The sequence below is a fragment of the Flammeovirga aprica JL-4 genome (assembly GCF_012844305.1).
In the GTDB taxonomy this organism is placed as follows: Bacteria; Bacteroidota; Bacteroidia; order Cytophagales; family Flammeovirgaceae; genus Flammeovirga; species Flammeovirga aprica.
Genome location: NZ_JABANE010000047.1, coordinates 61141 through 68398, shown reverse-complemented (window position 1 = coordinate 68398; position 7258 = coordinate 61141). Strand labels below are relative to the sequence as shown.

Below are 7258 nucleotides of genomic sequence, written 5' to 3'. Positions count from 1 at the left end.
TCATCACATAGATTGGATTTAAAGGGGAAATCACTTAGGACATTAGAAACAAAAGAGTAATATTAATTTATTTTTCAATATCTTGCTAATAGCAATTTGAAAGTGGCACAATATCAGTGAAATGAGTGGCACAAGATGAGTGAAATATATATCAATATCAGGTTAGGTAATGAAAGTGAAATATTTAGTACTTACCAGCTCTTAAATAACTATCCACAAAAAAACGATGGGCTACACCTTTATCGTTTAGGTAATTATTATATAAAGAAAAAAGACTATTCAAAAGCAATTCCTCTCTTACTACAATTCATCAAAACGTACGAGGCTTATTTTAAAGATCCAGGTGATTTTTTCTACAGTCAAGATGAAATTCTTCTAAGAAACTTTTACAAGGCAAGGGTTCATCTTAAGTTAGCTGAATGTTATAAGAAAACTAAACAAGAAACATTGAGACTACAACACCTTGAACACGGTATACATTATTATCATCAAGGGAAGTCTTTACCTAACTTCACTATCCATATTATTGGGTCATCTCTCTTCCGATCTTTAGAAGAATATTACCAAGAACAAGGGGAAAGGCAACACCACTATCTTGATTCAGCACAATACATACTTGATCAAAAGAACAAAACTTTTAATTATAAAAGCGAGCCTTTAAAATATGAAGCCATTCTACTTCATCACTTTAAAGGACACTATGCTTCAGATGTTCAAGAAAAAGAAAAACATTACTGGAAAAGCTATACTCTATTTAAATCTTTTATTGGCAACCAACTAAAAGACGAAGATCAGCTAATGCATTTTAAAGAAATGAAGGCCATTCAAAATGAATGGATTGATTTCTTCTCTACTCAATATCAAAATACTCAACGGTTAGAGTACCTTACTAAAACATTAGAAATTGTCGAGAATCTAAAATCAAATATTCTAAATAAAAGATCTTCTAATATCTCCAATCCAAACTTTGAAGAATATATACAGCAAGAAATTGTTTTTGATACCAACGATCATTTAAAACAATTATCTCCACTATTGGATCAGAAAACAATGGATCAGTACTTTGAGAAGTACTATGAAGACAAAATTTTTATTTCTTACCATCTTACTGATAATACTCTCCTGATTATTTCTTACCACAATGGAGAATATACTTTAGAAAAAAAGAAAATTGGGGTTTCAGAAACTCAAATACTTTCAGATCTCGAAGATGCTTTTGAGAAGAGTAATTATTTTATTTCAAGAGACTTTATTAAAAAACTAAATATTGTAGGGAATCAGATTCTCCCTGAGTCATTAAAGCATACAGAAAAAAAACGCGTTATTATTTCTACAGGACAAGCGTTATCCTTTATTCCATTTGAAATATTAAGATATAATAATGAATACCTAATTGAGGATTTTGCGGTTAGTTATTCTTTTTCTTTACATCATGAATATAAAGATGCAATCAAAAGAAAAGCTATTATTAGTGACAAAATTACAACATTTGGAATAGCTCCTTTTGCTTCTTCCAATCTTAGTTATTCAAAATTGGAAGTGAAAAATATTTGTGATGACTTTCTGATCAATGAGGAGGCTAATTACAATACAACTTACCAGAAAATAAAACAAGACCATTTTAAAACTCTTCATTTTGCAACACATACACACATTGATAATATTCCTCAAAAATCGTTTATCAAGTTGTCACCCAACACTGGTATGAGTGATAAAATAACGTTTGATGATATTCAAAAACTACACCTCTCTAATCTTGAATTAGTAACATTAAGCACTTGTCAATCAGCTAATGGAAAGTATATGGATGGAGAAGGAAGTTTGAGCTTACAACGTGCTTTTGCCTATGCCCAAATACCAAGTATCGTTGCAGGAAAATGGAATGTAAACGACCAAGCATCCTCTGCCATAATGAGTCAATTTTATATTTACTTAAAAGAAGGATGGGATAAGGATATTGCTTTACAGAAAGCAAAACTCGATTTATTAAGTGAAAAAGAATATCTGTACAATAACCCTATGTTTTGGGGAAGTTTAATCCTAACCGGAAATACTAATCCAATTACTTCTCCTAGCCTGAAAGTTCAATTTCTTAAAACACTGTCACTGTATTAATTATAAAAACTTTAAAACAATTATTTAAATGACTTTCAAAATTTTCAAAAAAAAATTAACTACTGAGCAAATTGTTAGCAACATCAAAGAGAATCATGACTTTGAATATACTATACAATATATCTATGACCACCACTTTGATACTGTAAAACACATCATTTTAAAGATGAATGGAGCTACTGAAGATGCTGAAGACGTATTTCAAGAGGCTCTATCAAAAGTAATCTTAAGTATAGAAGATGGAAATTTTTTAGGAACTGCTCAAATTTCGACCTATCTCATCACAATAGCGAAAAATATGTGGCTGAAAACGCTACAAAAAAGAAACAGGCTCAGTACCGTAGAATATGACGGGCAGTTTCATAATGATAAGCATTTACTCAATGAGGTCCCTCTAGGTGAGGAAGACGACCTGGATACCAGAAATGTATTTGAAAGTTTACTTCTTCAAATTGGTGAAGACTGCCAAAATATTTTGAAATACTATTACTTCAAGAAAATGAGCTATGAGAAAATTCTTGTGACATTTAAGGATAAATATTCTTCTGAACAAGCTATAAGAAATAAGAAAAGCAGATGCTTAAAATATTTAAAGAAGGGATTGGATGGCAGTATTGATGACAAAGATGATCTTTTAAGCATCATTTCATCTTGTTTTTAATTTTTTTCTACTTCACTGATTACAAAATATACAAAGTAGGATCTAATAGTTATTTAGAAGTACATCGATATGGAATACAATACAATTGAAAAAAGAATTCGGTTATCTCATCAAAATAAAAAAGTAAAATCGATTAGAGATAAAATGAAAACGAAAAGGAAGCAAAATCGGGTGAGAAACTGGAATATTTCTCTCGCTGCTTCCTTGTTATTAATGAGCGGGTTTATTTTTTACACTGCTCAAGTGACAAAAGAAGCTGTAATTACAGATGCTGTTTACTCTTATCAATACAGAGCTGAACAAATTTCTTCTAATGAAGCATTGATGCTCGCTCATGAAGAACTTGATAAGGGAAATTACCAGCAGATTTTAGAGCTCCTTTCAGATATTGAAGAATCTGATCACAAAGATTGGTTGAATCTACAAGCTAATATTGGCGTGGAAAACTATGATGATGCAAAAGTAATACTACAGAAAATCGAAAAGGATAAAGAACATCTATATCACAATCGAATTTCTACTACTTTCAAAATAGATATTACCCTATTAGCATTAAAGAAGAAAATTAATCTTTAACTAGATAATAACCTCTACTTCGATTTAACCCTTACTTGACTTAATTACTAGTCTTGTGGGGGTTTTTCTATTTATACTCAAATATTATCATTACAGAAGTTGAATTTATTTATTTAGGTAATATTTTTACTTAAAATAATGGTTAAAGATAAAGTAAATGATACTGAAACTGCTAAAAGCACCTTTCCCTTTTCTAAGTTCTCATCGTTCAAGATGGATATTTTCCATTTTAGCAGGTGTGTTTGTCTACCTTTTTCTTTTGATTTTTCAACCTTTTGAATTGCATCAAGTGCAGCTCAACAAACCCTTATTTATATCAGGTTATGGATTCATTACTTTTGGAGTGGTGAGTTTCGTATTTTTTGTACTTCCCAAAACGTTCCCTTCGGTGTTCCATAGCGACAGATGGAATGTTGGCAAAACGATTTTGTATGTACTCTTTCAATTGCTATTAATTAGTGCTTTGAACTGGGCATACACTCGGTACCTTGGCTCCTTTCCTACTATTAATACTTACAATCATTCATTTCCCTATTTTATTTTTATCACGCTATCCGTCGGCATCTTTCCTTGTGCTTTTTTAGTATTATTCTTAGAAAGAAGATTAAGAGAAGAAAAAGAATCTAAAGCAGAATCAATCAATCAAAATATATTATCACATAAAATAAAAAGTACTGAGGTAAATCAAGAGGCTTATAAAATTGGTACTGAAAAGCAATTTATCTCTTCTTTACCACATGAATTACTTTGTATTAAATCTGAAGGAAATTACTTGGAAGTTTATCAATGGAAAAATGATCAACTGCTCAAAAATGTGATCCGTCTGCCACTCAAAACAGCGAAATCTATTTTAGAAAGCGAGAAGGATTTCCATCATTGTCACCGTTCTTACATTGCCAATTTCCAACACCTAGAAAAAGTATCAGGCAATGCTAGAAACTATGAAATTCAACTTCAAAACCTACCTTTCCCAATCCCCATTTCTCGTTCCTTTTCAAAAGAATTAATTGATTTTTATCTGTAAAGGCCTTCCCATTCGTCACAAAAATGCCTTTTAATCACTCAAAAACGTCACTTCACGTCATATCTTCCCACTTGTAACTTCTTCCTAGTGTACTGATTCTACACCCTGTATGTTTGTGTTGTTATCCACTGGTAAAATAATAATACAAATGAAGACACTGCTCTTTTTATCCACATTTTTCATCTCCTTTTACTTGAATGTAACAGAAGATAAAAATACAGTTGAAGTTACAATTTCTGATATAGCTTCTAGTGAAGGTAATATCGTTATCGGTATTTATAATAAAGAAAATACATTCCCTAAATACAAAGAAATCTATCAGGGAAAAGTTATTCCTGCACAGAAAGGAAAAGTACAATGTGCTATCACCAATCTTCCAAAAGGTGAATACGCTATTGCGGTTTGGCATGATGAAAATAATAATAATGAATTAGATAAAAACTGGGTTGGTATTCCAAAAGAGAAATATGGTTTTTCCAATAACCCAGACTCAAAATTCGGACCTCCTGATTTCAAGGAAGCCGCTTTTAATTTCAATCAAAACAAAACTATTTCATTAACTATAAAACTGAATTAATCATGAGTAAAAATACATTTGACATAATCATTATTGGCGGCGGATTAGGCGGACTGACTGCTGGTGCTACTTTAGCCAAATTAGGTAAAAAAGTATTGCTGCTTGAACAACATTATGTGGTGGGTGGCTGTGCTACTACTTTCAAAAGAAAAGACTATGTAATGGAAGTAGGGCTTCATGAAATGGACGGCCTTTTTGAGAAAGATTTGAAGCTGGATATTTTTAAATTTCTAGAGGTCGAAAAAAATGTGGATCTGATTCAAGTACCGGAATTATACCGCATGAAATCTAAAAATCTGGATTTTGTTTTTCCCCATGGAAATGATGAAAGTATTGAAGCTTTAATTGAGAAGTTTCCTTCAGAAGAAAAAGGAATTAGAGGTTTTATGGCATTGATGGATGGTGTTTTGGAAGAGCTTCCTAGTTTTCCTACTAAAAAATGGAAACAGAATTTAAAACTGCCATTTATGCCTCTTACTCACCCTAATGTCGTTAAAGCATCACGAAAAACTGTTGGGGAATGGCTGGATTATTATTTCAAAGATGAAGACCTGAAGTTATTGCTTCAGGCCAACCTACTTTATTATCATGACGATCCGTACACGATGTCAATGATTTATTTTTCAGCGGCACAATCAAGTTATATCCAAGGTGGAGGACACTTTATCAAAGGTGGATCTCAGAAACTATCTGATTATTTAGCCTCGGTGATTGAGCAACATAACGGACAGGTGCAAGTAGGTAAAAAAGTTAACAAGATTATTATTGAGAACGGTAAAGCTGTTGGTGTGGAGTTTACCGACAAATACAATACGAGTAAAACTCATACTGTTTTTGGATCAAAAATCATTGCCAATACAGCGGTTCCTCTAGTAAAGAAATTACTTCCTGAAAAAGAAGGAAAAAAGCTGAATCATAAAATTAAAAACTTGAAAGCCGCTTGCTCTTTATTAAGTATTTACATTGGTTTCAAGAAAGAGATAAAAGCATTGGGCAATAAATATTATTCTACTTTTATTACAGATGACAATGTATCAAGCATCAAAGATGTTTACAGCAACAATAAAGGAGAATGGGATAAGCGAAACTTTGTATTTGTAGATTACAGTCAAATTGACTCGCAATTGGCACCGGAGGGAAAATCATTCGGAGCAATTTGTTCGGCAGATTATCTTACAGATTGGGAAAGCTTATCGCCTGAAGAGTACACTCAAAAGAAGGAAGAAGTGGCTGAAATTTTCTTCAACCGTTTAGAAGAGCATTTTCCGGGTATTAAAGATGAAATTGAATATTATGAGGTGGGAACTTCTAAAACGATACAACGCTACACGATGAATCCTGAGGGAACACCTTATGGTTTTGCGCAAACCGCCGAACAAGCTGGAAGAAATAGAACACCTTTGACGTCTCCAATCAAGAACTTACACTTTGCCGGTGCATGGACTTTCCCTGGCGGCGGATTTACGGGTGCAATCATCAGTGGTTTCTTAAGTGCACAGGAAGTCAATAAAAAGATTAAAACTACGGTGTCGGATTATGGTATTCTTGAAGATGAAAATGTCATTGAGCTGATCAAAAAAGAGTGTATTGCTGATAACACCTATGAGTTTACTTTCACCAAGCCAAAGGGTTTTGAATACCAAGCGGGTCAATATGGCATTCTTGAATTGATTAACCCTAAATTCAATGAAGTGGAGATACCGCACAGAGCCCTGTCGTTCGTTTCTCACCCTGACGAGCCTTATTTACGATTTGCTTTAAGATTGAGCGATAGTAGTTATAAAAAGTCATTGATGGCATTGGATGATGGTGCAAAATGCAAATGTTATGGCCCTATTGGCGATTTCACACAGAAGAAATTAAGTCAGCAGGATAAAGGAATTGTATTTATAGTTTCTGGTATTGGTATCACTCCCATTCTTCCACTGATCAAGGAATATCAAAAGAAGAATCAAAATACACCTATCACCTTACTGTATTCTAATAAAACACTTGAGGCTTCTGCTTATCATGATCATTTTATCGATTTGGAAAGTGAAAACTTCAGCTATCATACTGTTTTGACTGCTACTGAAAAGAGGATAGACAAATCTTATATCAAAGGAAAAATTGAAAACCTGGAGCAACATCGTTTTTGTATTGTTGGGGGAAGGGCTTTTGTAGTAGGAATGCAAAAAGAACTACAAGGTCTTGAAATCCCAAGTCAAGATATTATTGCGGATGATTTTGGGTAAAAAAAACTCACTGCATTATCAAATCTTAGATCTGATAGTGCAGTGAGCTATACTATTTTAAGAGTGAAATT

The 7258-nt window shown here is 32.9% G+C and carries 6 protein-coding genes; all 6 read left to right on the top strand.

Features of this window, described 5'->3' with window-relative positions; genetic code table 11:
- Positions 1-135: 135 nt before the first annotated feature.
- On the top strand, positions 136-2115 hold the full coding sequence (locus HHU12_RS17445; protein ID WP_169658021.1) for a CHAT domain-containing protein: 1980 nt from the start codon (positions 136-138) through the stop codon (positions 2113-2115).
- Positions 2116-2143: 28 nt separating this feature from the next.
- Positions 2144-2776 (top strand): RNA polymerase sigma factor, encoded by a 633-nt coding sequence (locus HHU12_RS17440; RefSeq protein ID WP_169658020.1) that lies wholly within the window; start codon positions 2144-2146, stop codon positions 2774-2776.
- A gap of 69 nt (positions 2777-2845) precedes the next feature.
- Positions 2846-3352, top strand: coding sequence for a hypothetical protein (locus HHU12_RS17435; protein ID WP_169658019.1), 507 nt, complete (start codon positions 2846-2848; stop codon positions 3350-3352).
- Between the two features lie 157 nt (positions 3353-3509).
- Positions 3510-4376, top strand: coding sequence for a LytTR family DNA-binding domain-containing protein (locus tag HHU12_RS17430; RefSeq protein WP_169658018.1), 867 nt, complete (start codon positions 3510-3512; stop codon positions 4374-4376).
- 148 nt (positions 4377-4524) lie between these two features.
- The gene (locus HHU12_RS17425) at positions 4525-4953 is read left to right on the top strand and encodes a DUF2141 domain-containing protein (protein ID WP_169658017.1); all 429 of its coding nucleotides are present in this window, start codon (positions 4525-4527) and stop codon (positions 4951-4953) included.
- A 2-nt stretch (positions 4954-4955) separates the two neighbouring features.
- Positions 4956-7187, top strand: coding sequence for an FAD-dependent oxidoreductase (locus HHU12_RS17420; protein WP_169658016.1), 2232 nt, complete (start codon positions 4956-4958; stop codon positions 7185-7187).
- Positions 7188-7258 lie beyond the last annotated feature (71 nt).